Raw genomic sequence first — 24,287 nt, forward strand, 5'->3', positions numbered from 1 at the left:
GTTTCGACCCAGTCCGGGAAGAACAACGTTGTCAGCCGTGGTCGCCCCGCACATCAAGCGCGTCACGCAGCCCATCTCCGATAAAATTGAAGCTGGTGACGGCAATCGTGATTGCCGCACCCGGAATGATCGCGAGCCAGGGGGCGGTCCCGAGATACTGCTGTGCTCCATTCAACATGTTGCCCCAGCTTGGAAGAGGCGGCTGAATGCCATAACCGAGGAAGCTGATATACGCCTCCATCAGGATGGCTCGCGCGATGGTCAACGTCGAAGCAACAATGATCGGACCGATTGCGTTGGGCAGGATCTCGCGGAACATGATATGCGTTCGGCTCAGACCCAGCATCCGCCCAGCCTGAACGAATTCCCTTTCACGGAGCGAGCGAACCTCTGTCTCGACGATGCGCGCCACCTCCATCCAGCTGCTGGCGGCGATAACAACGGTGATCATGATCGCGCTTGGTTTGAGTGCGGCGGCAAGCGCAAGCACGAGGAAGATCGAAGGGAAGGCGAGGAAACCGTCCACTGTGCGCATCAGCGCCGCCCCGATCCAGCCGCCGCGATATCCCGCGATCACACCGACGATCGTCCCGACGAGAGTGGACAGGAGCATTGCGGAAAAGCCGACGAGCAGCGAGATCCGGCCGGCCATGAATAGCCGCGCCGCGATATCCCGCCCGAGAGGGTCAGTACCGAGATAATGATGACCGGTGAACGGACCAGCGAAGCGCGCACGAAGGTCAATATAAAGAGAGTCATAAGGAAGAATGTACGGTCCAAGGACGCATGCAAGCGTCAGAGCCAAAATCATCGCCATCCCCAGCAGTGCGAGATGATGGCTCATGAAGCGGTGTGCAGCGCGGCTGTTCCACCAACGGTCCGACCCGGGATTTGCAGCAATAGCGGTCATGACGAGTGTCTCCTGTTGGGCGAAATGCGCTTAACTCATCCGAATGCGGGGATCGACGATCGCCACGGCGATGTCCGCGATCAGATTGCCCAGGATGACAAGTATTGCGGAGAACATCAGCAATCCCATCACCACCGGATAATCGCTATATCCGAGACTATCGAGAAACAGCCGGCCCATTCCCGGCCAAGTAAATACCGTTTCGGTAACAAGCGCCCCCGTAAGGATGCTGGGAAGTTGCATGCCCGCGAGCGTGATCATGGGCAGCAGGGCATTGCCGACGACGTGCTTCATCAGGATCCTGCGTTCACTCAAGCCCTTGGCACGGGCAGTCTTCACAAATTCCTGGCTGATGACATCAAGCGTCGCCGTCCGCATATAACGGCTCCAAATCGCCACATGGACCAGAGCGAGCACGACGCTCGGCAGGATCAAATGGTGCAGATAGTTCAGAAGGGAGCCATCGCCAACCGTGTACATGTTGCCGGCAGGCAGCCAACCCAGTTGCAGAGAAAAAACATAGATACCGACCAATCCGAACCAGAAGGTCGGAATCGATAGTGCCACCATGGCCCCCACAGTGGCCAGATAGTCAAACGCCGAATAGCGGTGCGTGGCGCCACGGATGCCAATCCAGGTGCCGATTGCGATCGCTATCACCGTGGAAGAACCCATCAACAGCAGGGTCGCGGAAAGGTGACGGCCGATGACACTCAACACCGTTGCCCCATCCCGGAACGAGTGCCCCCAATCGCCCTGCAGCAGGCGCCAAGCCCAGTCCAGGTACTGCATCCAAAGAGGGCGGTTCAGCCCAAGCTGTTCCTTGAGGCGGTCGAGATCTTCCTGGGTCATCCCGGGGTCGAGGCCGTACTGCGCCAACGGGCCGCCCGGTATCAGATTCAGGATGGTGAATCCGATGATCGAAACTATCACCAGTAGGATGAGGCTCTGGTAAAGCCGGTTAAGTAGGAAGCCGCTCATTCAACTCTCCTCATGACATCGCCAATGGATGGGCCGCCGCCGCAACTCGCGACGGCGGCTCCGGAGATCAGCTCTTCCAATGCCATCCGGCGGCATGCCAAGATGCCACGCGGGTGTTGGCGTTCGCCTTGAAGCCCTCTAGTCCTTCCTTACGGCCGAACACGTTGGTGTACGCAAACAGCGGCAGGAACGGCAGGTCCTGACGGACGATTTCCTGCACGCGGAAGTAAATTGCCCTTCGCTCTTCGGGGTCAAACGTACGGGCACCCTTTTCGAGCAGCGCGTCTACCTCCGGGTTGGAGTATTGGCCGGTATTTGATCCTTTTCCGCCTTTCGCGACAATCGCGCGGGTGTGCAGGCGGTTCGTCACGTCGGGGTCCGCCGCGATGACATAGGTCACACCTGAGATTGCCGAGTCGAACTGCGATTTGAGCCAGAAATCGCCCCACATCACTGCTCCAGGCAGGTTTGATATGGTCATCTCCACCCCGATTTCGGCAAAGGTCTGCTGCAGGAATTGCTGCACTTGTTCACGCAGATTGTTGCCTGCCGTTGTTGCATTGGAAAACGACAAGCGAACGCCATCCTTGGCGCGCACTCCATCCGATCCGGGCACCCAGCCCGCCTCATCGAGGATTTGGCGCGCCCGGTCCAGGTTGTACTCCTGTGCCGGGAGGTTCGGATTGTAGTAGTAGGATTGCTGCGGCATGAAGGTCTCGGTGAGGTTACCTACGCCATAATAGATCGCATCGATAATCGCTTTTCTGTCCATAGCGGCATAGAGAGCCTGGCGAACCGCCGGATCCTTGAATTGCGGTTTCTCAAGGTTGAGATAAATCGACTCGACCGACGCCCCCGGTTCCAGGGTCACTACGCGATCCGACAATTTACTGGCTTCCGCGTAGTGGTCGGCGGTAATGTAAGCTTGGTCGACAAGGTCGATATCGCCGCTCTTGAACTGGGTGTAGAGCACCGTCATGTCCGGAATGTATTTGAAGACGAGCCGCTCGAGATAAGGACCTTCCCCGAAATATTCCGCGTTCGCGACGAGTTCGATATGATCGCCAGCGATGCGTTGCGCCCACTTGAATGCTCCAGTGCCAATAGGCGCTTGATTGAAGCCGGCGGCGTTCGGATCTGCCTCCTTCTCGAGAAGGTGCTTCGGCACCATGAAGGTCTCGGCGAGAAACGACAAGTAGGGCGCGAAAACGGACTCCATCCGCCAGGTGATCTCCGTGGGTGAGATCACCTTGATATCACGCACTAATGAATGGCCGCTCGTGCGCCATGCTCGGAATTTGGGGTTGGTGATGAGTTCGAGAGTGAACTTCACATCTTCCGCCGTAAAGGGCGCACCATCGTGCCAGCGGACGTCGTCGCGCAGACGAATGTGCCACAGCAGGCCGTCCTGCGAGATGCCGCCATTCTTCTGGCTTGGTACTTCGGCCGCGAGATTGGGCTGGAGGACGCCTTGGGGGTCCATTCGAAACAGCGCATCAAACACCGAGAAATGCACGGCGTCGTCAACCTCGGTATGCGCCATCAGCGGATTGAAGACAGTAGGCTCTTGCGAAAGCCCGACGACCACGCGCCCGGTCGGCTTGGCAGGGGCGGTCTGGCCAAAGGCCGGTGACCCCAAAAGGTTTGGTGCGACGAGGCCCGCGAGCCCCCCAGCTGCCATCAGGCGCAGGGTCTCGCGTCGAGAATAGGTCTGTTTAGTCGTTTCAACCTTGGTCATGATGTCTCCTCCCTAGTGGACGTTGAGATTCAAGAATTGGACGCGGTAGCCGGGGCGGTATTCACCCGCTCTCCGGGAATGGCTGCGACCAACTCGCGCGTGTAGGCGGACTGCGGATCCAGAAATATCTGCGAGGGCGGGCCGCGCTCGACGATCCGTCCCTTCTGCATTACTGCGATCTCATCAGAAATCTGACTTGCCACCCGCAGATCGTGAGTGATGAAGATCATGGCCACGCCGGTTTCTCGCTGGATTTGGTCCAGAAGTTTCAGGATCTGGGCCTGGATTGACACATCGAGGGCGGATACGGCCTCGTCGGCGATGAGAAGCTTCGGCTTGAACATCAAGGCCCGCGCTATACCGATGCGCTGGCGCTGCCCACCGGAAAATTCGTGGGGATATCGACCGAAGGCACCTGCATCGAGTCCCACATGGGACAGCAGCGCCCTCGCCTCCTCCCGAGCCTGGGCATACGGCGTCCCGTGGGCGACGGGGCCGACAGTCAGAATCTGCCCGATCGTCGAACGCGGATTCAAGGACGCAAACGGATCCTGGAAGATCATCTGGATCCGCGGCCGCAAGGGGCGGAAAGCCCCTTCGGAAAGCTTGGCGATATCGTGGCCGTCAAACAGTATCCGCCCACCGTCACCGTCCATCAGCTTGATCAACAGCCGCCCGAGCGAAGACTTGCCCGAGCCGCTCTCACCGACGATCCCCAATGTGCGGCCGGGCGCCAGGTCGAAGGAAACATCGTTCACGGCGGTAACGATCCGCTTCTTGCCGAAAAACACACCGCTGCTTCGATAGGTCTTGACCAGACCTTCGACCCTAATGACCGGCTTGGCGGGAGCGGCGTCCTCATGTGCGCGATCCCTGCCGCTGAGATGGGGGACAGCTGCAACGAGGCGCTGTGTATAGGGATGACGGGGCGCCTTCAGCACCTGCTCCGCACTTCCTTGTTCGACGATATGGCCCTTTTCCATTACGACCACGCTGTCGGCGATCTCTGCGACAACCCCGAAATCGTGGGTGATGAACATCACACTCATGCCCTTGCGTCGCTGGATGTCGCGGATCAGTTTCAGGATCTGGGCTTGAGTGGTTACATCCAGGGCCGTCGTCGGCTCGTCCGCAATCAGGATCTTAGGCTCGAGTGCCAAGGCCATCGCGATCATAACGCGCTGGCGCTGCCCACCCGATAGCCGGAACGGATACTGGTGGTACATCAATTCCGGGTCCGGCAATCCCACTTCAGTCAACAGTTCAAGAGCACGGCTCCGGCGCGATGCCGACGTTCCAACATTGTGCGCTGCCATGACTTCGGTGACCTGCTCACCGACCGTCATCAGCGGGTTCAAAGCCGATAGCGGATCCTGGAAGATCATCGAAACGACACGACCGCGCAAATCCCTGAGCTGTTCGGGAGAAGCCCCCACGATGGCCGTGCCGTCGAGATGAATCGCGCCTGCCGACACCGGTATCACCTTCGGCAGCAAGCCCATGATCGTGTTGGCGGTCACCGATTTGCCCGAACCGGACTCGCCGATGATGCACAAGATCTCTCCGCGCTTTAGATTGAACGAGATATTCTCGACAGCGAATGCCCGCTCCATCCCTTTCGGAAGGCTGATACTCAGGCCGCGCACGGAGAGCGCCACCTCGTTCGCGCCCAAAGTCTGGATGCTGGCGGTCATCGAGTTATCCTCCAATTCACCGCAGACGCTGCGGCAGCGCCCCTTGTGGGGAACAGCATAAGCTCTAATTATCCACGCACTGACTCAGACTGTCGATTTTCTTACCGAAGCATCCGGGACGCTTCAGGTGGAGCGGCAGTTCCGTGTCTCCTCCAGGCGTGAAGCCGTTGATCGACATCTTTTGATCGACATCTTTGATTGCCGTGTTGCCGTGTCTTGCAAAGTTGTCCCCGCTTGGCGAGCTGCTCTGCGATCACATGACATGCCACGGACTGATGAGAGTAGTATCAACTTCTGCTGCCGAAGGAGTCACCGAATTACGCGGCCGCAACAGCATGAAATTCCAAAATGGTCGGCGCCTTCAGCACATTCTGGGGCCCAATTCGCCAGCTTTCTGTGCAGCACGGAGTTCCACGCGTGCCCTGTGGCGTGCGGGTATCCAACTGCAAACACGTGATAATTCGGCGATTCCGCGGTTTTCGAAGATTGTCGGATTGCTGCTCTGGAATGAAGGGGCGGAAAACGCACCCCAACAGACACGCTCGCAAGGCAGCTTTGGGCTTCTCCCTTCCCTAACGCAATGGTGGGAGGGCCAATTTTTCATCTCAAACGTGCCTCCTGAGCGTCCCACCGGCTGCCTTTGTCCCCTGCAACGTTGTGTCGTTCCCCTTAGGGTGCTATCGGAACGGTGTAACCGAGGGTTCCGTGCTGCCGTACCTTCAATTTCGGCGGAAGATTTCGAATTGGCACCGCTAATCAGTCAAAGATGCCGATCTTCGTATGCCAGTATGAACCCGTGATGCGAAGCGGGCGACCAATATGTTGGCCGCGCCTTTGCTGGTCCGGCGAACGGAGCAAAAGAGATCCTATGCCAAAGTCAGTGCGGCTCAAGTCATTCGAATTGGTTGCCCGAGACATCGCTGACGTAGATGTCGAATCGCTCCATGCTTTGACAGTTGCGGTTGGCTGGCCTCATCGGCCCAAAGACTGGGATTGGTTGAGGAAGTTGGGTCGCGGCTACGCGGTAGTGGATGGCATCGGCCGTGTTTTCGGAAGCGCTATGTGGTTTCCTTATGGCGAAGACTTTGCCACGATAGGGTTGGTAATAACCACACCGCGCGCGCAGGCTCAAGGCAACGGCCGCTGGCTCATGGAGCAGGTCTTCGAGCAATGCCGCGGCCGCGATCTGGGTCTCAACTCTACCCGAGCTTCCCATAACCTCTATGTCTCCCTCGGCTTCAGGAACGAAGCCACTGTCTGCATGTATCAGGGGCTGGTCGCGGACTCGCTTCCCAATTTGCCAGCGCTTAAAGGTGAACTGATCGAACCTCCGGCGGAAACTCTCGAGGAGCTTATTGAGCTGGACACGCAAGCATTTGGATCCAGACGTGAGGAGTTGATCAAGGCGCTCGAACCAATTTCGACGATCCGCGCTCTGAATCGCGGCGGGCGGATCGTTGGGTACTCGATGTGCAGGGAATTCGGGCGCGGCCACGTGATTGGCCCCGTGGTTGCCAGCAATGACGAGGATGCGCTCCATCTCACCGCCATCCACCTTGAAGATCTAAAGGGACAGTTCGCGCGTGTCGACACGCGGGAGACAGGGCCGGTCGCCGACTTTCTTCAGACATGCGACCTGCGAGTGGCGGAAAGGGTTACGACAATGTCGAAGGGGCGGGTCCTGCTTAACCGGATGTCCGGCCAGCCTTGGATCTATGGTTTGGCTGGTCATGCACTTGGATAGGTCGCCGAAGATCCTCAAGACACACAAGACGTTCTCATAGCCTGACCCGTTTAAGACGTTCTCACTTGAGTTCGAGCTGATCTACCCTGTCTCGAGACGCGATCTGGAATTGCGCCCGGGCTGCGCCTATGAGCGAAAAGTCCAGCTCGGTACACGGCGCTCCGGAGACGCGCGAAAGCTCGAAAATGCAAAGGAATAACCATGCCCGTCGACGTTCAGAAAGTAGCTGACAGCGCCTCTTTCCCCTCTCAGGTCGATGTCGTGGTGATTGGGGCTGGGATCGTCGGCACCTGCACCGCCTATGAACTCGCCCGTAAGGGAGTGTCGGTCGCCCTTCTCGAAAAGGGCATCGTCGCTGGCGAGCAATCAAGTCGTAACTGGGGATGGGTCCGCCAGCAAAACCGCGACATCCATGAACTGGCTCTTGCAATGTACAGTTTACGGCGCTGGGAGGAACTAGGTTCCGAGATCGGCCGCGATCTCGGGTTTCGTCGGAGCGGGATTCTTTACTGCACGAAGAATGAAGCAGACGTCGCTCGATGGGCAAAGTGGGGCGAGACCGCACGCCTTCAGGGCTTCCACAGTCAGATACTCAGCGCATCCGAGGCAAACGAGCGGGCTTCAGGCGGCACGTCCTCTTGGCTCGGCGGAGTCTGGTCTCCGAGCGATGGGCGGGCTGAGCCCAGCCTCGCCGTACCCGCCATCGCGGAGGCGGCGAAAGAAAATGGCGTGTCGCTTCATCAGAACTGCGCCGTTCGCGGGCTCGAAATTTCTAACGGCCGGGTAGCTGGGGTGTGGACAGAACGGGGACTTGTGAAAGCGAGCACTGTTGTTTGCGCCGGTGGGGCGTGGGCATCCCGCTTTTCCAACCGCTATGGGATCGAACTTCCAGTCGCCAACATTGCTGGAACCGCAGTTAAGACTACTCCGGCCCCAGAAGTGATCAAAGCCGGATGCCTTTCGGCTTCGAACTTCGTGTTGCGGCGTCGGATTGATGGCTGCTATGCGCTGGCCGTCCCGGGGCACGGTACGCTCGACATCACGCCGCGCGGGATGCGATACGCATTCAAATTCTACCAGATGTATCGCAGCAAGATCGGCAAGAAGCTCAAATACCGCCTAAACAGCAGCTTCTGGAGCGGACCCGACGCGTTCGGAGGATGGGAGAACGATGAGATCTCGCCATTTGAAAGGAACCGCATTCTTGACCCAACGCCTGACGCCGAACTCGTCGAACGCGCCGTAAAGAACCTTGAAAGCGAGTACCCTGCCTTGAAAGGTATTAGGGTCGATCGCGCATGGGGAGGACTCATCGATACCTCACCGGATCTCGTCCCGGTCATTTCGACAGTGGAGCAGCTGCCCGGTTACGTGATAGCCGCGGGATTCAGTGGTCACGGGTTCGCAATCGGGCCAGGCGCTGGCCGCCTGGTCAGCGAGATCGTGATGAACGAAACGCCGATCACAGATATCTCGCCCTACCGGCTAAGCCGCTTCACAGATGGTTCGGCGATCCGACGTCCCGAAATGATGTAAGCGGCTGGCGTGGTAGGAATATAGTTCGTTCATGCCGCTTAACAACGATCAGTGTTGCATGAGGCCGGCCGCATAGGCATCTCGCGTGTCGAACATTGAATAGTTCAGGCTGGATGCATATGACCGCTGGCAGGTGGTTCCCAATCGCGGAAAGAGACACGGATACCTGTCCGCTGATAATGTCCATTCCGAGTTGATTGCCGTGCTGGTGGCCGTCATAGACGGCGAGCCACATGTCCAGTCGTTAGATGGGGGACGAAGGTTGCCGCGCCGGCTTTTGCGGCCGAGGCGCCCTCTGGCTCAGCGATGCTCACCGGCATACGCCGGTGCCACCGGCAAAGAAGCGGGAAATGCGCCAGCTTGTGCTGAATTCAGTGTAGACACGGAACTCCTTTGCTGAATGACCCGGCATTCCTCGAACGCCGGTAGAGCACTCGTGCGGAGGGGGTCCTGAAGGACATGCGTGCTTCCCTTCGAACGGCAAAAAGCGGGGCGAATAAACCGCCCCGGTTTCGTAAGTCGCAACAGCACCTGGGCGCTAGATTAAGCGCGCTTGAGAGCTGGCTACAGTCCAACAGCGGCAGATAGCCCGCTGATATCCTTGATCTCAGTGTATTCGTAGAAGGGATTGGCCGGCTCATGGCCGCGGTTGACCCAGACCTTGCTCTTGATACCCAGATCATACGCGGTCATCAGGTCGTAGCGGAAGGATGAGGACACATGAGTGATGTCTTCGGGCCTGCAGCCGAGCTTGTCGAGCATGTATTCGAAGCCCTTCATCAGAGGTTTGTATGCCCCCACTTCTTCAGCCGTGATCACCATATGGATCGGCGCGCCCAGCTTTTCGACGTTCGACATAATCAGGCTGTTCATGGAGTTCGACAGGATGACCAGCGGAATTTCTTTGGCCACCCTGGACAGGCCGGCCGGGACGTCCGGGTGCGGACCCCAGGTTGGCACTTCGTTATAGATGCGTTGCGCATCTTCCGGTTTGAACGCGATACCGATGCGTTTGCAGCTGCGTTCGATGGAATTGTGCACCACTTCGAGGAAAGGTTTCCATGGCCCTAGCACCTCATCAAGGCGATACCCTCTAAAAGCCTCGATGAACGCGGCCATCGCTTCTGGAGAGAGGCGCTCGCCGTAGACGCGTCGCGCAGCACCGGCCATGTCGAAATTGGTGAGCGTGCCGTAACAGTCGAAGGTGACGTATTTCGGTCGAAATTGAGTCATGGCGTGTATTCCTTCCAATTTGAGGGCACAGCGTGCCGATCGAGGGTCATCGTAGTGAGCATGCCGCCTGCCTAAAGAGGTCGTGGTGCCGATAGACCGCAATGCGGCATCGACACAAATACCTGTGCGAGTCGGTCTCTGATCAGTTTCATTTCCTCTGCCTCTTTCGATATCGGGCCAGCCCAACCAGGTGGAGCACGCCAAATCGCTTGCTGCATTCCGCCCAGTGGAAACACACTGGCATAATTTTGAGGCGCTGGCAACATATTGTCCAACAATTATTGAGAAGTCCATCGCCTTGGCATTTTCCGACGGCTTGCACACGTCGCGGTCAAACAAACGATGAGTACTTTATTATATGATTGTATTTCTTCAGTTTTATTAGTCACGGCATCAAGCCATTCTTCACGACACCCAAGCATCGCCCGGCAGGAAAAAGTGTCCAAAGCAGCAAAACATTTCCAGTAATAGAAGAAATTGTTGTACAAAAAATAGAATGTGGGATACTGACGCCATCGAGCTGCCCATTCTCGGGGCGGGATCTGAATGAGTTGAAGATGGATCACAAGCATCAGCCTATGCCAGCCCGTGGCCCGGAGTTTTCCGAGGCCTGCCATCCCGTGGGGGCTGCGGAAGCCGAAGATATCGCCGAGCGGCTCTACGGCGCGCGTGGATCGGCCAAGCGCTTTGAAACCGAGAAAGACGACACGTTCCTCCTCGACTGCGCGGACCGGGGGAAGTTTGTGCTAAAGATCGCTCATCCTTCCGAGCGGGTGGATGAGCTCGGTTTCCAGGTCGCACTGATGCGTCATCTTGAGCAACGGGCACCTGACCTTCCCGTCCCCCGTGCAATTCGCGACCTTGCCGGCTCGGAATTGCCTATCGTCACCACTAGGGCCGGCGAGCGGCGCGTGGTGCGGCTCATCACCTTCCTCCCCGGTACTCCGCTCGACCGGACATCTGCCACGGCCCCACAGCGCGAACGGATCGGCGAAATCCTGGCGAAGCTGCGTTATGCGATGGCCGACTTCTCGCATCCCGCAGACGGCCGGACTGTGGCATGGGACGTCACCCATCTTCTTGATCTCACCGATCTCTTAAGCTTCATCCCGGTGGGCGGCAAACGAGCCTGGACCCTCCGCGCGCTCGAGCGGTTTGCCGATATCAAACCGAGCCTCGACTTATGCCGGCGGCAGGTGCTCCACAACGACTTCAATACGTCTAACCTGGTCGTCGATCAGGCCCGCCCGCAGTTTCTGACCGGCGTCATCGATTTTGGCGACGCCGTCCGTACCGCCATTGCCGTTGATGTCTCCACGGCATTGATGAACCAGATGCCAAAAACTTTCGACCATGCAAACCGGCGTGACCTGTTTGACGAACCGCGCGACGTCCTGCGCGGCTATCTCCGCAACGCCGAATTGACGGACGAGGAGCTCCGCCTCATCCCTTTCTTGTCGATGGGCCGTCTTGCGGTTCGGGCGCTGCTGACGTGCTGGCGCGCCCAAATCTTCCCCGAGAATAGCCGCTATATCATGCGCAATACCGAAGCCGGCTGGGCCCACCTCGAATGGTTCCACTCGATTTCGACAGCCCAAATATCCGATCTTCTGAAACGATAGGAACCCGAATGTCCAAGCAAGCGACTACCCTGCCCAAGGGCTTCCGCGGCGATATGCCAAATGGCTTCAACCCTATGGATACGTCTCATCTCACAAGAGAAGAACTGGACCATGTCACCCGGCGGCAAAGGCTGCTCGGGCCCGCTTACCGCCTCTTCTACAAGTCGCCCGTTGAGATCTCCCGTGGAAAGGGTGTCTTCCTCTATGACAAGCACGGCAACGAATATCTCGACGCTTACAACAACGTGGTTTCGCTGGGTCACTCTCACCCGCGTGTCGTCGAGGCGATCCAGAAGCAGCTCGAGTTACTCTGTACTCACACGCGATACATGCAGGAACCCCTGCTGGATTATGCCGAAGCTCTGATCAGTACGTTCGGTGGCGAGCTCGGCCGAAGCGGATGCGCGATGTTCACCTGCACCGGGTCGGAAGCCAACGATCTCGCCTTGCGGATCGCGCGTTACCACACACGCAAGACCAGCGTCATCGTCACGGCCGAAGCCTATCACGGCAACAGCGGAGCGGTGGCGGCAATCTCGCCGTCGCTCGGGAAGAAGTCGGCCCTCGATCCCTATCTTCGCACAGTTGCAGCGCCTGATTCCTACCGCCTCCCCGTCGAGGAAATTGGCCGGCGGATGGCGGAGGATGTCGCGCGGCAGATCGCTGATCTGGAGCGGCATGGAAGCGGCCTGGCCGCCTTCATAGCGGACTCAGTCTTCTCCTCCGATGGTCTCTACGTCGATCCGACGGACGTATTGGCGCCCGTCGCGGAAGTGGTGCGCAAGGCGGGCGGCCTGTTCATCGCCGACGAGGTGCAATCGGGATTCGGACGGACCGGCACCCATTTTTGGGGCCACCAGCGTCACAAAGTCGATCCGGACATCGTCACCATGGGCAAGCCCATGGGTAACGGCTATCCCGTTGCCGGCATCGTCCTGCGGCCCGAACTCGTCGCAGAATTCGGATCCAGCATGCGCTATTTCAACACGTTTGGCGGCAACTCCGTCGCTATCGCGGCTGCAAGCGCCGTGCTCGACACAATCCTCGAAGAGGGCCTATTGGACAACGCCACCAAGATCGGGGGCGAAATCCTCGCAGGGCTCCGGGACCTACAAACGAAATATGAATTCGTCGGAGATGTTCGCGGGGCCGGCCTTTATTTCGCTGTCGAACTCGTCAAGGATAGAGACCGCAAAACGCCGGACATGGATCGTGCGCTAGGGGTCGTCAACGCCTTGCGCGATCGGCGCATCCTCATTTCAGCGACCGGGGCGGACGCGCATATCCTGAAGATCAGGCCTCCGCTCATCTTCACATCCTCAAACGCGGCGCGTCTGATCGAGGGCGTCGACGAGGCGCTTCGGTCAGTGCAGATCTAGGATCCGCCGCTATGCCAGTTGCGCGACGCAAATATCATCTCTCTTGCCCTGCGCCGCCGCATGTGGCGTAGGTACAAGGACGAATTCAACGAGCAATGCCAGAGCCATGCCGCCGCTGCACACCAAGAACCAAACCGAAGATAGTAGGATGAATGTCGAGCCCTCGCCCGCCAGCGCGGTGGAAATCCTGACCCACGCTTTGCGAAGGCGCATACTGTCAGGTGATTTTCGACCCGGCGAGTTCCTCCGCGATGTGAAAATGTGCGAGGAGCATTCGACCTCGCGGCACACATTCCGTACTGCAGCCCAGGTGCTCGTCACGCAGGGCTTGCTTCGTCAGATACCGAACCGAGGCTTTGTAGTACCCGAATTCGGGCCCGACGATATTGTCGATATCACACGCGTGCGCGGGACCATCGAGGGCGAGGCCATTCGTCTGATCGTGCTGACGGGTGTCATCCCATCTCAGGCATTAGAGGCAGTCGAAGTTATGCACAGGTCGACGTTATCCTCCGACAGATCCCTGTTGGTAGCTGCCGACCGTGACTTCCACCGAGCGATCGTCGCCGCTAGCGGCAGCGCTCGGCTAAAGCGAACCTATTCAGACCTCGAGGGCGAGATCGAGCTTCTCCTCGCACAGCGGCAGGATTTCTACGGCACTGCCGAAGAAATGGCGGAAGAACACGAGCGGCTCATCAACAGCTTGAGGAGCCGCCACTACGATACGGCACGGGAAGCGTTTAAGGAGCACTGGGAAGATCTCCAGATCAAATTGCTAGATCAACGCTGATCAACGCTCCCCTGAGAACCTGTCAGCTCCGACGGATACCCGCCAAGCAGCACTGAGGGTGTCGTGCCACCGGTAGACGCGCAGCAATCACCATCTCCAATGCTTCTTCTCCGGACCCACCAGAGCCTTCCTCGTCCTGACGCAGCCTGGTCCGCCACTTCCCGGGAGGTCACCCATGCCGTGCGACGTGCCTCCTACGTCTATGGACACATGGCCGAATATGCGTCGCTTGCTTAGGGCCCGGCTTTGAATGACGGCACGCTGCGTACCAATCGCCTCAACGCGGCAGACACGTGGCTTGTTGCGCAACCTTGTGCTGAATTCATCGCAGACAAGACGCTGCTTTGCTGAATGACCACGCATTGCAGCACATTCTGCCAGGAAGATGTGACTATGCTTAGTCGAACTTGAGATCAAAGGGGTCAGGAACATGGATCGATTCAAGCCAAAATACGTAACATTCGACTGCCATGGTACGTTGATCAATTTTCAGATGGCGGAAGCCGCTCGGGATCTGTTCGGTCATCTTCTGGATGGGCCGCGCATGAACGAGTTCATCAAGAACTTTCAGGCTTACCGCATCGATGAGGTAATGCAGGACTGGAAGCCGTATGCCGACGTTGTCCACAACGCATTGGAGCGCACGTGCCGCCGCAACAAGGTTGCATTCCGGCCCGAAGACGCCGAAACCATCTACAACCGCGTGCCGACATGGGGACCGCATCCAGACGTTCCCGAGGGCCTCGCCAAGCTCGCCAAGGAAATCCCCCTTGTCATCTTGACAAATTCCATGGTGGCGCAGATCCCGTCGAACGTGGCAAAGCTCGGCGCGCCTTTTCATGCCGTCTACACTGCTGAAGAGGCGCGGGCCTACAAGCCGCATCTCAAGGCGTTTGAATATATGTTCGACATGCTAGGATGTGGACCAGAGGACATAACGCACGTTTCGTCGTCTTTCCGTCATGACCTGATGTCGGCCTATGATCTGGGTATCAAGAGTAAGGTGTGGGTCAATCGTGGCCATGAGCCGGCCAACCCCTATTATGAATACACCGAGATCCGCGATATTTCGCAGTTGCCCAGCGTTTTCGGACTCTGACTTGATCAAGGCAACAGCGGTTCAGGAATCGATAAACTGCGTGACTTGGTAAGCAGTGTGGAGTGCCTGCTCTGATCTAGTCAGAACTAGATCAGAGCATCCGACTTCGCAGCACGAAAGCAACATGAACGGGCGAGGATCTTCAAATTGAGCGATCATGATGATCTTGTTGCCGATCAACAACGGGGCCGGCACAACAGCTCTGCGGCTGCGAGCTCACGTCACTTGCCGTGGGCTGCATCGTCGACTGAAGCCTATTTTCGCGCTGCAGCCGCGATTCTCTCCACGCCGCCAGATGGCTTGCAACCGGACATGTCGGCGACACTACTTAAGCGGTACTACGGACTGGAGGGATCGATCGCGGTTTTATCTTCCGAGGTCGAGCGCACTGCTGAGGTCTCCCTGTCGGACGGCCGACAATTGATCCTGAAGACGTCGGCGCGGAGAGAGGCGATCGACAGCTTCCGTTTCCAAAGCGCAGCTTTGGCGGCACTGCAAGACAGCGCGGGATTTGCTGCACCTACAGTGATCCGCACTAGCGGCGGCGCGTTGATGTTTGAGGAAGAGGGCATAAGTGGTTACCTACAGACCCGAGTGGAAGGCGTGTCTCTGCACAAGGTGACGCCGGCGCCTGATCTCCTCTTTCGTACTGGTAGCGCCCTCGGCCGGCTGGACCTAGCCCTTGCGCAGATCAACGCACCCGCAGCACACCGGCCCATTCTCTGGCATATCGGCTGCTGGTCGCGGTTGATGGAACTGGAGGAACACCTACCGTCTGGCAGCGTCGCCGAAAGCGTTCGGACCGCAATGGCGGAGTATATGCGCTTCGTCGAGCCGCAGATCCAGAACTTGGAGTGGCAGGTCACGCATAACGATCCTAGCCCGTTCAACACAATCGTTACCAGCCAGGGCTTGGGTTTCATCGATTTCGGCGATGGCTGCTGGAGTCCAAGGATTCAGGATTTGGCCATTGCGGCCAGTCATGTCGTGGCAGATCCGACGCTTCCTTTGGGCGGAGCCGAACATCTCATTGCCGGCTATGCCGCAATCGTCCCACTATCCGCCTTGGAGGCAAGGCTGCTGGTCATACTCATGCGCGCACGGCAAAGTGCACTGATACTGGTCAACTACTGGCGCTCCCACCTCTTTCCGGCCGACGCGCAATACATCAAAAAGAATGTTGCTCGTGCTGAGCGCGGGCTGACAATCTTGGCGCCTCTTTCAGCTGCATCAGGCGAGGCGGCAGTCCTCGCGGCAGTGTCACAGCCTTAGCCGTAACTCATAGACAGGCAGCAAACATGTCCACAGATCTTATGCCCAACCGCTACAGACCAGGTGAGTCTGACCTCCCAGAGCGCGAAGCGGCGCTGATTGCCCGCCGTGATGCAGTTCTTGGAGCATCTTATCGACTGCAGTATCGACGTCCGGTGCATTTCGTTCGCGGCGAAGGCATGTGGCTCTATGATCCCGACGGTCGGGCCTATCTCGACTTCTACAATAACGTTCCTTCCCTCGGTCATTGCCACCCCGAGGTGAACGCGGCAATGGCCGAACAGGCCGCCCGAATTAGCGCCAACACGCGCTATCTCGAACCTAGACTTGTAGACTATGCCGAACGATTGGTTGGTACATTCCCAGAGGAGCTTGACCGCGTGGTCTTCACTTGCACGGGCAGTGAATCCAACGATCTGGCCCTGCGTATCGCCCGGTTTGCGAGCGGCGGCGAGGGTGTGATTGTCTCCTCATACGCTTATCACGGCACGAGCGGGGCTGTGGCTGCGGTTTCGCCGAATTTGGGCGACGCGGTCAAGCTCAGTCCATTCGTTCGCATGGTTTCTTTGCCCGGCCCGGCAGGCATACCAGAATCGCAAGCCGCCGACTTTTTCGAGGCGCAGATTCGTTCGGCCATTCTTGACCTCAACCGTCGTGGCATGGGCGTTGCGGCCCTGCTCATCGACGGTATCTTTTCCAGCGATGGCGTTTGGGTAGATCCTCCCGGCTTCATTGCTGGTGGAGTGGCAGCGGTGCGCGAGGCAGGCGGCCTCGTCATCGCCGACGAGGTTCAACCAGGCTTCGGACGAACTGGCACTCACATGTGGGGCTTTGAGCGGCACGGAATCGTCCCGGATCTTGTAACTCTGGGCAAGCCCATGGGTAACGGGTTTCCGATTGGCGCGGTCGTTGGTCGTCAAGCGCCAATGGAGCGGTTTGGTGCTACCGCGCGCTACTCGAATACTTTTGCCGGAAACACGGTTGGAATTGCGACTGCGGATGCCGTGCTGACGATCCTGGAACGTGACCAAATTCGTCAAAATGCGCTTGCCATGGGCCAGCGGCTCCGCGCTGGTCTAGAAGAAATGGCAATGAAGCATAGGGAAGTTCGTGCAATCCGAAACGCCGGTCTATTTTTTGGCGTCGACATTGGGTCCGAGGATACGTCTGCGGCAGCCCGACGTGCAATGGCTTTGGATATCGTCAACGCAATGCGGGATGACGGTGTGCTTGTCAGCACGACAGGAGCCAACGAGGACGCACTTAAGGTGCGACCTCCGCTGGTCTGCGGAGCCGAGCACGTTGATCTCTTTATTGCAGCGGCAGAGCGCGCCATCACGACTGTCGCAGGCTAGACAACACACTTGCGAGCACGTGGCGGAGGCCTTGCGCCAGTAGTTCGGAGAAGCCCGCTCTCGAGTTCTCTTTTGGCTAGAACCCTACATTGTGACAGCTTCGCCTCGAACAGATTCGAACCAACGCGCCTTTTGGCCATTCAAGAAACAAGCAACTGTAAACTCTGGGCTGAAGCACAAGATTACTTACAGAACCGACACCGCCGAGCTAGTGCTGCTCTTTTCCTTGGTATATCAACAAAATGCCGACTGATTAATACATGCTGGCGTGATAATCAGACGAACAGCGTAGAGCCACTGGTGCCGCAAACCACAAAACACGGTTCACTTCGGCCCACCATGCAGCAAGCCTGCCCTGCACAGTCGTTGAGCTGGTCGGCGCTCCACAGGGATGGTAACCGGACCGATCCGCCACGGCACAATGCGGCCGCCCGCCGTCTCCTCGCGAAACCTGCGGCGAAGTTCGCTTGAGCGGCCCTATCGAAGATCGTCAAGGGAACGTATCGTTGGGTCGTCATTGAGAAGCGCTTGTGAGCCGGCTCAATAAGGCCCCAGCCGATGGGTCAGACGATTTCGAACTGCTCTTGTTCCACCCTCTCTTGTTCCACCTTCACCAGGGCCAGCGGTCCAGCCGGCGAAAACTTCGTTGGTCGTCGATGTCACTCCGTAAAGTGAAGACATGATCTATCCCTTTGCTTCTGCTTGAAGCCTCGACTTCGAGGTTTTGTGTTCTATCAGGCGGGGAACAAGCCCGGATCGATCCCGGTCATCGCAATCGAGACGTCCCAGAGACGCTTTGCCAGAGCTGGGTCCTGGGCGTCGGGGGCACGTTTCGCCTCACCGGACGGACCCCGGATTCCGCCAAACCCGGTTGGCCCGTAGTAGCCACCCGGCTTCACTTTGCCTGTCGCCGCCTGCAGCGCAGGCCAGGCGCCCTTGTCCGCGCTGTTGAGGAGCAGACCGACGATCGGACCGGCGAGCTGCGCGATCCCCATGTGCCGTCCAAGACTGGTGCTCGCCACGCCCGGATGGCACCCGACAGCCATGACTGGAGAATCTGCAGCCCGCAGGCGCCGATCCAACTCGAAAAAAAACAGGGCGTTTGCCAACTTGCTGCCGCCGTAGCGCTTGCTCTTGTTGTAACTTTTCTCGGCGTTGAGGTCGTCCCAGTCGATCTTCCCCTTCAGATGCGCAATGCTGGAAGTCACGACGACACGCGATCCCGGCGTTTCAGCCAGCTTTGGCAAGAGCAATGTTGTCAGCCCAAAAACGCCAAGGTGATTGACGCCGAACTGGGACTCGAAGCCTTGCCGGGTGCGTGTCAAAGGCGGGTTCATGATGCCGGCATTGTTGATCAACGCGTCAATGCGCGGCTCTCTCGCGGCAATTTCAGCGGCAACGCGAACGTTGGCGAGATCGCCCAGATCAAGCGGCAACCAGGCCAGATCAGCCCTTGGCGTGATAAGCCTGATTCGCGCTATAGCCTGATCGGCCCTGGTGCGCTCCCGGCATGCCAGCAGGACACGAGCGCCTCGTGCGGCTAATACCCGTGAGATTTCAAAGCCAATACCTGCATTGGCACCTGTGACGATGAAGGTCTTTCCCGACTGGTCGGGGACATTCGCTTCAGTGAAACCAGTAGAATGAGACATGCTGCTTTCCTTTTAAATGAGTATTTAGGCACTCAATGATGAGCCAAATATTATGCAGCAGTGCCTTTCCACAGCAGGTCGAAACCAGCTTGGCGGATGTTCTTGTCCTGTTTCGGGTTGGCGGCTATAGCATTGATCGTGATTTCGGCGAGGCCGAACACGATCGTATCGATATAGAAGTCAATCCTTTCAGGATCGGCATGGCCGGCAAGACATGCTGCGACGATCGCCCGTGCGTCGTGGACCATGGCTTTGCTTTTCTGTCTGCTCTGCGCGGTTACTCGATCCGAAACCTTGAGTTGTCTGACAGCCTTTCGAGCTGTCGAATTGGTCAATCCCCAATCCACCAGACGGTCCCACACGCGTCTCAGTCTTTCACGAGGTGCTTCCCCATCCGGATATGGAGCAAGCATTCGCTCCATCAGGTCGATCTCAATCGTAATAAAGAGTTGATTGAGAAGATCGTCCTTGCTTGGAAAATAAGTGAATAGCGTTCCCTCGGACACACCCGCAGCCTTCGCAATCTTTGCTGTCGACGCCTCTGTTCCCAAACGGGCTACAAAATCGCATGCCGCCTCGAGCAAGGCTTGCCGTTTTTCTTCGCTAAGGGGACGTGCCATCTATACAACAGTCATAGTTGAGTGAGTCAGCACTCATCTATGCAGTTCCATTCGTCGTGTCAAGAGGGCGGGTGGTCTAACCCAAATGGAGCAGGCTTTGGGCGCTTCGAAGAGCGAACGCACCTCGGAGCGGCTGGGCTACCGTTCGGGCTACTATGGCCGCACGCTGATCACCCGCGTCGGCAAGCTGGAACTGCGCGTGCCGCAGGATCCTTCGGGCCGCTTTTCCACCGAGCTGTTCGAGCGCTATCAGTGCGCTCTGAACAGGCCCTCGTTTCGACCTTGGCGGAGATATACGTCCAGGTTGCCGACACGGAAGGTGAAGGCGATCACGGAAAAACTGTGCAGGCATGCCTTCTCCGCTTTCGGCGTTCAATGAGCGGCGGGACGAGAGCAAGGCTTTAGGCAAGCGACGGCTTCCCGAGCCTTTCCCTTACCGCATCCTCAGAAGATGCGCGAGGCTGGCGTGGCCAGGAGCCAAGCGGTGCTGATCCGATCGGGATCGACTGGGACGGCCGCAGCTCGTCATGGGGCGACCCGACGACGGCCGCCCGCGAGATTGCACTTGATTCCGCCTTGTCGCGACTGCCCCGAGCTCGCTCTGCAGGCGTTTATAGCGCGTCCGAGCTCATTCCCAAAGATCGGCGGGCCAATGTTCGGCAAAGATAGGCATCAGAAATGACCGGCTCTCCGCCTACTTGCTTCCCATCATCTTTTTGAGGTCCGTGACTTTATTCATGCAGCCTTTTTCGTCTCCGGCATCGGCCATTTTACGGGCGTCCATCATCATTCGGCTAACCTGGTCGGCCTCAGCGCCGGCGCTTTGCTTCGTCACCTCTTCCTGGTGCGGGGTGATGGACTTCACACTACCTGATGTCGATCCCGTCGTTTCGGGGTCGCTAGCCTGCTGCTTGCCACCCAATACCTCTTTCTGGTGCTGGGTCATAGGAGCGCCGGGATCGCTGCCTGCTCCGGTTTGCGCAGATACCGCCGCTTGGTCCAGATTCTTGAGTTCCTCCTTGCAATCGGCGAATGCCGGCCCGGACAGCAGAAGCGCAAACGCTGTGGTTGCTGCTAGACGCATGGACATGTTTTCCTCCAAGAGACTGTGCGATAGACTCACTTAACTAACGAAAGGAACGTCTTCGTGCTCGAAGGGTTCCTCTCGTTAATCTCGCTATTCGAGAGCCAACAGGCGGCATGGGAAAACGGCCCCATTGGAGCTAAGGAACGAACATTGCCAGGGTCGCAAGTGTCGCTATGGAGTTTATTAGGTTCATCCGCAATTTCTGTGATTCAGCGGCAGCATTCGCGCCCTCTTCAGTTCTGGGCCGGGGCGCGGCCGTACATTGCTCGCTTCAGCATCTTGAGGCGGTTGATCCGCCCTTTGGCTTGACCGTTGCTCAAGGGGAGTTCGATTGCATTTTTGACGGCATCAATATCCCGGTGCAAAACGCTTGCCGCGGATACCGGGCCGCTTTGCGCCCCTATTTCAGTCGTTCAAGTTCGAACCAAGAGTTGCGGAAAGCAGACGCACGTCATTCCGTTAGCTTAATAGTCAGAGAAAGTTCGAATCCTACGGGGCGCGCTGCTTTCGAACAACGCTTGGAACTCCTGCCGGAGACATCCCGCCGCCCGTTAGCCGCGAAGCGTCTCAGCGAATGCGGGTGACGATCCCTGCGCAAAGAGGAGGGCTGAGCCCACCACCAAAGCAGGCCCATGCTCCACATGCCACAATATCTGGTTTAACGAGTTCTAAAAGCGTAACCCTTCGGTTTATAAATCCGAGAAACTCCAAACTTGACCTCAGGTTTGCTGCGACAGCTCTATCGCATCGTCGTCGAAAGCGCCCACGCCGCCGACATCGCCAAGCGGGTCAGGCCGCTGCAGCGCGGCAATCAAGGTGAGACGGAGCGTCAATCAAGATGAGACTCGGCCGTGGCAGTGGAGCGTAGTGAGGGCGTAGCCCGAACGGAGTTTCACTGCCACGGCCGAGTGCGTTTTTTGTCTGGTGATCACGGTTGGCCGGTACTTTGGGTTCTTCGAAGAACGAGGAACCACTCTGTGCCAGGTCGTCACGTAACCGATCATCAGATGAGGCTTTTCATGAAGTTACGACAGGAGCACACGACTGAGATCGCCGCCGCAAAGGCTTCGATCAGCAGAGCTACGGCATTCCGCATTAAGCAGGATCCGCAACTCCCATCTCAAAAGACCAAGCCGCGGGAACGCCGTCGCCCCGATCCGCTTGCACACATCTTTGATGCAGAGGTGGTTCCGCTTTTAAAGGCAGCGCCAGGAATTCGCGCCGTTGCTGTCTTTGAGGAGATGCTTCGCCGCCATCCAGAGCTGAGCGAAGGCGTACGCCGCACAATGGAGCGCCGTATTCGTTCATGGCGCGCTATTCACGGCGGGGAACAGGAAGTGATCTTCCGGCAAATTCACGAGCCAGGTCGATTAGGACTGTCCGACTTCACCAATATGAATGAGATTGGAATCACGATTGCAGGCCAGCCGCTCGATCATCTGCTTTATCACTTCCGCCTTGCATACTCCGGCTTCGAGCACGCGCACGTCGTCCTTGGTGGCGAAAGTTTTGTGGCATTGGCAGAAGGACTGCAGAATGCTCTCTGGTTCCTTGGAGGCACGCCGCTTTATCATCGTAGCGATAGCCTGTCGGCGGCATTCCGCAATCTCGATGCTGATGCAAAGGAGGACCTAACCCGGCGATACGCGGATCTTTGCGCTCATTACCAGATGACGCCGACGCGCAACAACAAAGGGATTGCTCACGAGAATGGCTCCATTGAAAGCCCGCATGGTCATCTCAAGAATGCGATCCGCGACGCGCTGTTAATGCGTGGCGCCAGTGACTTCGACGATCTCGATGCCTATCGAGGCTTCATCGACGAGATCGTCAGTCGACGCAATGCCCGATATGGCAAGCGCATCGATGCCGAGCGTGCCCAACTTCAGCCATTGCCAGGAAGACGGACGAGCGACTTTGAAGAAGTTGTCGTTCGTGTTTCCAGCAGCGGTGGCTTCACATTGCGCAAGGTCTTTTACACGGTACCCTCGCGCCTGATCGGGCATCGGTTACGCGTGCGTATGTTTGATGATCGCCTCGATGTCTTTATCGGCGGCACGCATCTCATGTCGCTTCGCAGAGGTCGCGGTCATGCCAGTGGTAAACATGATCAGGTCGTCGACTACCGGCATGTCATCCATTCCCTTCGCAAAAAGCCAATGGCGCTTCTCCAGCTTGTTTATCGCGACAAGCTCTTTCCTCGGCAGGAATATCGTAGAGCCTTCGAGATCCTGCTCGACCGACTTTCCGACAAGCAGGCGTGCAAGATCACAGTCGAACTCTTGGCCTTGGCCCACGATCGGGGCTGTGAACGTGAGCTAGCCGAACGACTGCGCAAAATACTCGACGCGGGCGATCTGCCAGACATTGCCGAGTTGCGAACCTTATTTGCTCCCGACCCTGCACGGTTGCCGACCGTGAACGTCCATCTCGCCTCCCTCAATGGCTACGAAGCCTTGATCGATGCTCACCAGGTTGGGGACGCCGCATGAAGAACGCTCACGCTATCGATGCGGCCAGGCTCGCCATCATGCTAACCGACCTCAGGTTGCCGGCAATAAAGCTACTCTGGCCGGATTTTGCCGAACAGGCCGACAAGGAAGGCTGGCCGGCGGCGAGGTTCTTATCCGCTATTGCCGAGCACGAACTGTCCGAACGCGATCGCCGCCGCATGGAACGTCATCTTGCTGACGCACGACTGCCACCAGGTAAAACGCTGGACAACTTTGACTTCGACGCCGTGCCAATGGTCTCGAAGGCTCAGGTAATGGCCATTACCGCTGGCGATAGTTGGCTCGCAAAGGGTGCCAACATCTTATTGTTTGGCCCACCGGGTGGCGGAAAGAGCCATCTCGCCGCAGCAATCGGCCTGGCACTCATCGAGAATGGTTGGCGTGTGCTGTTCTCGCGCACCACGGAGCTCGTTCAGAAACTGCAAGTGGCTCGTCGCGAACTCCAGCTTGAGTCCGCCATCGCCAAGCTAGACAAGTTCGATTTGCTCATCCTCGACGATCTCGCTTATGTCACCAAGGACCAGGCCGAAACTAGCGTGCTCTTCGAGCTCATCTCTGCTCGTTACGAGCGACGATCTATTTTGATCACCGCCAATCAACCCTTCGGAGAATGGAACAGGGTCTTCCCAGATCCCGCCATGACCCTCGCAGCCGTCGATCGTCTCGTTCACCATGCAACCATCTTTGAGATGAATGTCGAGAGCTATCGCCGCCGAGCTGCGATGGAGGCAAAACGACAGCGAGGTAGACCAGCCTCCTACGCGACAATCAGGAATACCGCTGAGATTGACGCTGCGCGACAATCAGAGCCCGACGAAACCGTTGCCAGCGACAATCAAGATGATACGCTCCCCGACAACCGCGACACCAGAGTCTCATCCAGATTGTCGCGCTGATCTCATCCAGATTGCCGCTCTATAGGCCGCACACGCTGCGCCACAGCTTCGCCATCCACCTATAAGACGGCACCGACATGCGGATCATTCAGGTCCTGCCCGAATTGGCATCTCGGATGCGGACGGTCCGCGAACCGGGATCACTTGATCCAGCCTGACCTACACT

The 24,287-nt window shown here is 57.8% G+C and carries 20 protein-coding genes and 1 pseudogene; 12 read left to right on the forward strand and 9 right to left on the reverse strand.

Translation table 11 applies throughout. The features are described from left to right. Positions 1-31 precede the first annotated feature (31 nt). From AM571_RS34540 to AM571_RS34555, 4 genes are all read right to left on the reverse strand, one after another. Positions 32-910, reverse strand: coding sequence for an ABC transporter permease (locus AM571_RS34540; protein ID WP_074065396.1), 879 nt, complete (start codon positions 908-910; stop codon positions 32-34). Between the two features lie 30 nt (positions 911-940). Beyond that, on the reverse strand, positions 941-1,891 hold the full coding sequence (locus AM571_RS34545) for an ABC transporter permease (RefSeq protein WP_074065397.1): 951 nt from the start codon (positions 1,889-1,891) through the stop codon (positions 941-943). Positions 1,892-1,958: 67 nt separating this feature from the next. Continuing rightward, positions 1,959-3,629: a peptide ABC transporter substrate-binding protein gene (locus AM571_RS34550; protein WP_074065398.1), complete on the reverse strand. Its 1,671-nt coding sequence runs from the start codon at positions 3,627-3,629 to the stop codon at positions 1,959-1,961. Positions 3,630-3,658: 29 nt separating this feature from the next. After that, positions 3,659-5,323 (reverse strand): ABC transporter ATP-binding protein, encoded by a 1,665-nt coding sequence (locus AM571_RS34555; RefSeq protein ID WP_074065399.1) that lies wholly within the window; start codon positions 5,321-5,323, stop codon positions 3,659-3,661. Positions 5,324-6,191: 868 nt separating this feature from the next. Between AM571_RS34555 and AM571_RS34560 the strand changes: the two genes are divergently transcribed. Both AM571_RS34560 and AM571_RS34565 read left to right on the forward strand, forming a co-directional pair. Next, a complete protein-coding gene (locus AM571_RS34560; protein ID WP_074065400.1) occupies positions 6,192-7,067 on the forward strand; it encodes a GNAT family N-acetyltransferase in 876 nt (291 codons plus the stop codon). Between the two features lie 201 nt (positions 7,068-7,268). Further along, on the forward strand, positions 7,269-8,603 hold the full coding sequence (locus tag AM571_RS34565; RefSeq protein ID WP_074065401.1) for an NAD(P)/FAD-dependent oxidoreductase: 1,335 nt from the start codon (positions 7,269-7,271) through the stop codon (positions 8,601-8,603). A gap of 564 nt (positions 8,604-9,167) precedes the next feature. On the opposite strand, the gene AM571_RS34570 is transcribed toward AM571_RS34565, so the two are convergent. Continuing rightward, positions 9,168-9,836: a haloacid dehalogenase type II gene (locus tag AM571_RS34570; RefSeq protein WP_074065402.1), complete on the reverse strand. Its 669-nt coding sequence runs from the start codon at positions 9,834-9,836 to the stop codon at positions 9,168-9,170. A 578-nt stretch (positions 9,837-10,414) separates the two neighbouring features. Between AM571_RS34570 and AM571_RS34575 the strand changes: the two genes are divergently transcribed. From AM571_RS34575 to AM571_RS34600, 6 genes are all read left to right on the forward strand, one after another. Beyond that, on the forward strand, positions 10,415-11,458 hold the full coding sequence (locus AM571_RS34575) for a phosphotransferase (RefSeq protein WP_074065403.1): 1,044 nt from the start codon (positions 10,415-10,417) through the stop codon (positions 11,456-11,458). 8 nt (positions 11,459-11,466) lie between these two features. Beyond that, positions 11,467-12,837 (forward strand): aspartate aminotransferase family protein, encoded by a 1,371-nt coding sequence (locus tag AM571_RS34580; protein ID WP_074065404.1) that lies wholly within the window; start codon positions 11,467-11,469, stop codon positions 12,835-12,837. Between the two features lie 106 nt (positions 12,838-12,943). Further along, positions 12,944-13,627 (forward strand): GntR family transcriptional regulator, encoded by a 684-nt coding sequence (locus AM571_RS34585; protein WP_074065405.1) that lies wholly within the window; start codon positions 12,944-12,946, stop codon positions 13,625-13,627. 430 nt (positions 13,628-14,057) lie between these two features. After that, on the forward strand, positions 14,058-14,726 hold the full coding sequence (locus AM571_RS34590) for a haloacid dehalogenase type II (RefSeq protein ID WP_074065406.1): 669 nt from the start codon (positions 14,058-14,060) through the stop codon (positions 14,724-14,726). A gap of 147 nt (positions 14,727-14,873) precedes the next feature. Then, positions 14,874-15,998, forward strand: coding sequence for a phosphotransferase enzyme family protein (locus AM571_RS34595; protein ID WP_237358626.1), 1,125 nt, complete (start codon positions 14,874-14,876; stop codon positions 15,996-15,998). A 26-nt stretch (positions 15,999-16,024) separates the two neighbouring features. Beyond that, a complete protein-coding gene (locus tag AM571_RS34600; RefSeq protein ID WP_074065408.1) occupies positions 16,025-17,353 on the forward strand; it encodes an aspartate aminotransferase family protein in 1,329 nt (442 codons plus the stop codon). A 734-nt stretch (positions 17,354-18,087) separates the two neighbouring features. Here the strand turns inward: AM571_RS34600 and AM571_RS34605 are convergent. Together AM571_RS34605 and AM571_RS34610 are read right to left on the reverse strand one after the other, a co-directional pair. Next, positions 18,088-19,005, reverse strand: a complete 918-nt coding sequence (locus AM571_RS34605; RefSeq protein WP_074065409.1) for an oxidoreductase — start codon at positions 19,003-19,005, stop codon at positions 18,088-18,090. A 50-nt stretch (positions 19,006-19,055) separates the two neighbouring features. Then, positions 19,056-19,625 (reverse strand): TetR/AcrR family transcriptional regulator, encoded by a 570-nt coding sequence (locus tag AM571_RS34610; RefSeq protein WP_074065410.1) that lies wholly within the window; start codon positions 19,623-19,625, stop codon positions 19,056-19,058. Between the two features lie 85 nt (positions 19,626-19,710). Here AM571_RS34610 and AM571_RS34615 point away from each other — a divergent pair, with 85 nt between their 5' ends. Further along, positions 19,711-20,004 carry a transposase gene (locus tag AM571_RS34615; RefSeq protein ID WP_074065411.1) on the forward strand — a complete coding sequence of 98 codons (294 nt, stop codon included), beginning with the start codon at positions 19,711-19,713 and terminating at the stop codon, positions 20,002-20,004. A 315-nt stretch (positions 20,005-20,319) separates the two neighbouring features. On the opposite strand, the gene AM571_RS34620 is transcribed toward AM571_RS34615, so the two are convergent. Continuing rightward, positions 20,320-20,715, reverse strand: coding sequence for a hypothetical protein (locus AM571_RS34620; RefSeq protein ID WP_074065412.1), 396 nt, complete (start codon positions 20,713-20,715; stop codon positions 20,320-20,322). Between the two features lie 186 nt (positions 20,716-20,901). Next, positions 20,902-21,086: pseudogene (locus AM571_RS36795) on the reverse strand (ISL3 family transposase); the annotation flags it as partial. 339 nt (positions 21,087-21,425) lie between these two features. Between AM571_RS36795 and AM571_RS38105 the strand changes: the two are divergent. The 3 genes from AM571_RS38105 (at position 21,426) to istB (ending at position 24,121) form a co-directional block, all read left to right on the forward strand. Next, positions 21,426-21,554 (forward strand): hypothetical protein, encoded by a 129-nt coding sequence (locus AM571_RS38105; RefSeq protein WP_257788707.1) that lies wholly within the window; start codon positions 21,426-21,428, stop codon positions 21,552-21,554. 135 nt (positions 21,555-21,689) lie between these two features. Beyond that, on the forward strand, positions 21,690-23,204 hold the full coding sequence (gene istA, locus AM571_RS34630) for an IS21 family transposase (RefSeq protein WP_074061219.1): 1,515 nt from the start codon (positions 21,690-21,692) through the stop codon (positions 23,202-23,204). Next, positions 23,201-24,121, forward strand: coding sequence for an IS21-like element helper ATPase IstB (gene istB / locus AM571_RS34635; RefSeq protein ID WP_074061218.1), 921 nt, complete (start codon positions 23,201-23,203; stop codon positions 24,119-24,121). Before istA ends, istB begins: the two co-directional genes overlap by 4 nt. Positions 24,122-24,287: the final 166 nt, after the last annotated feature.

It is taken from the genome of Rhizobium etli 8C-3 (assembly GCF_001908375.1).
Taxonomy (GTDB): domain Bacteria; phylum Pseudomonadota; class Alphaproteobacteria; order Rhizobiales; family Rhizobiaceae; genus Rhizobium; species Rhizobium etli_B.